Source organism: Rhodopirellula maiorica SM1, assembly GCF_000346295.1.
GTDB lineage: Bacteria > Planctomycetota > Planctomycetia > Pirellulales > Pirellulaceae > Novipirellula > Novipirellula maiorica.
Window position 1 is genome coordinate 1 of the sequence record NZ_ANOG01000257.1, and the last position, 2,503, is coordinate 2,503.

At 56.4% G+C, this 2,503-nt stretch carries 3 protein-coding genes; 1 reads left to right on the forward strand and 2 read right to left on the reverse strand.

Annotated elements, in window-relative coordinates; all coding sequences use genetic code 11:
* On the forward strand, window positions 1–940 hold a 940-nt coding region (gene ligD, locus RMSM_RS07990; RefSeq protein ID WP_236622049.1), incomplete at its 5' end, for a non-homologous end-joining DNA ligase.
* Here ligD and RMSM_RS07995 read toward each other — a convergent pair.
* Window positions 941–2,203: a cation:proton antiporter gene (locus tag RMSM_RS07995; RefSeq protein ID WP_008693999.1), complete on the reverse strand. Its 1,263-nt coding sequence runs from the start codon at window positions 2,201–2,203 to the stop codon at window positions 941–943.
* Between the two features lie 15 nt (window positions 2,204–2,218).
* Window positions 2,219–2,503 (reverse strand): tetratricopeptide repeat protein (locus RMSM_RS08000; protein WP_144057473.1); only part of this gene is annotated, 285 nt, incomplete at its 5' end.

Here is a 2,503-nt window from a genome sequence, read left to right on the forward strand (position 1 = left end):
AACCGCTAGTGTTTTGTTCGCCGATCAGTCGTCAAACGTGCCCGTTGCAAAGGATTTGGCTTCGGTTCTCGCCCCATCTCGCTCCATCGACTTTCAGATTCCCGGATTAACGAACCCTGGCCGCGTTCTCTTTCCTCGCGACGGGATCACAAAACGTGATGCCGCAGCGTATCTTTTTCAAGTCAACAAGTGGTTGTTGCCGCACATCGTAGATCGACCGATCAGCCTACTCCGCTGCGCAGACGGCATTGATGGCGAGCAGTTTTTCCAGAGGCATCCTGGCAAAGGATTCCCATCGGAGATCACAACGCTTTCGCTAGATTCCGAGGACGAACCGTTGTTGGCGATCAACGACGCCGAGGCACTGTTAGCGACCGCCCAGATCAGTGCCATCGAATTGCATCCTTGGGGATGTCGCAGTGACGACATTGAGAATCCCGATCGAATCATTATCGACCTGGACCCTGACGAGGCGGTCGGTTGGAACGTATTGGTGGAAGCCGCGTTCATCGTTCGGTCTGAGCTGGAAAGCCGCGACTTGAAGACCTTTGTAAAAACAACGGGAGGCAAGGGATTGCACGTTGTGGTTCCACTGACTGGCCAGCACACCTGGCAGCAGGTTTTCGAATTCTCGAAGTTGTTCGCGACAGCGCTCGCGAAGTTGCATCCCAAGCGATTCGTTGCGAATATGTCCAAGTCGCGTCGGCAAGGCAAGATCTTCGTCGACTACCATCGTAACCGTCGCGGGGCGACCGCCATCGCCGCGTATTCGTTGCGTGCCCGCCCAGGTGCTTCGGTGTCAACGCCGATCACTTGGGATGAATTGCCGATGGTCAATCCAGGTGACTTCACGTTGCGCACTCTGCCCACTCGATTGGCAGCTCTGCGAACCGATCCGTGGGCGGGCTTGGAGTCGACCGAACAGCGACTCGCCGAATGATCATTTGCCGGCTGAGGACGATTCATCTTCTTTCGGCCCATCCGCGTACGCACGCATCATCAAGGAAGCGGCGTTGCTGTGAATCATGATGGACAATGCGATGGTTGTAAGAACGATGCCCGCTAGTCGGTTTGCCGTTGCGTCTTCCAGTCCATGACTGATCGCGTAGCTTAGATAGTAGAGCGACCCTATTCCACGAATGCCAAAAATGGAGATCATGCCTTTCTGAGTCAAGCCAATGTCTTTCGCCCGTAATGCCATCATGACACCCATTGGCCGGATTAGGAAAAACACAAACATTGCAATCCACCAATCCGTCGCGATCGTCCAGTAGGTTGTTACAAGTGCGCCGACCATGACGACGACAGCGACTTCCATGATGTGCCCGAATTGATTGTTGACCGCCGTCACCGTGTGCATCAGTTTGTCAGGCTGCTCGCCTTCGGATCGCTCTTCGGCGTATAAACGCATTGCGGCGCCCGCCGCGAAAACCGCTAGAAATCCATAGGCATGGAAGAGTAACGCCGCTCCGTAGCTCAAACCAATTAGCCCCAGGGTTAGCGCTTCTTCGCAAGCGGTGGGAGAGTTCGCTTGCCGCTTGATCCACACTGCGGCGCGGCTGACCAGGTAGCCACTTGCCCAGCCGATCCCGAGTCCCGCAGTTGTCGCCCATAGCAGATCGACGGTCAACCATCGCCATCCGAATTCGCCAAGTTCGTGGTGACCGAGCAGCCCCAGTCCAAGCATGATGAACGGGAAAGCGGCTCCGTCATTTAAACCGGCTTCACCCGTCAGCGCGTACCTCAGTCGATCGGTGTCGTCGTGATGTTTCACCTGAACGTCGCTCGCCAGCACAGGATCCGTCGGTGCGAGAACAGCTCCCAGCAAGACCGCCGCTCCCAGGGGCAAGTCCAGTAGCAACGTCCCCAGCAGCGTGACTCCCGCGATCGTAATGACCATCGTCACAGACGCCAGCGGGATGGGGGCCCTTAGGTAGTGACGCCATTGCGGTTTTAGTTGCAATCCAGCGGTAAGCAAACTGAGCAGAACGGCGACTTCCGTCACCGACTCGACCACTTTGACATGCTTGATCAACTCAAAATCCAGCAATCCGGTTCCCCAGGGGCCGACAGCGGCTCCGACGATCAAGTAGATCGCGGGCATCGACACTGGCCATCGTCGCAGCGGCCCACGCCCCAACGCGGCCAGCAGAAAGATCAGCCCCGCCAAAAGCGACCAAGCGGTCACCGGTTCAATCGTCATCGTGGCATCCTTGTCTTAGTGTACCGGTTCCGAACATCGCTCAGTTGCGTACGCGACTACTTCATCATCGTCGCCGGTGGCAGGATAGCGAGCAATTCGCATCCACAACAATTGTGCCTCCGATTCACTTCCCGCTTCGTCCAGTATGTCGGCAAGATTGAACAAGGTGTCGAGATTGCTTGGATCAAGATCGACCGCACGGCGGAGTGATTCGATGGCGGACGAACGGTCGCCGGTTGAATGCAGACAAAGCCCCAGATTGTTCCAGGCTCGTGCATACTTCGGATTCGTTTTCACGCA

What these genes read in the sequence shown, in the direction of transcription:
- RMSM_RS07995 (WP_008693999.1), bottom strand. Translation starts at nt 2,203, where the DNA reads ATGACGATTGAACCGGTGACCGCTTGGTCGCTTTTGGCGGGGCTGATC.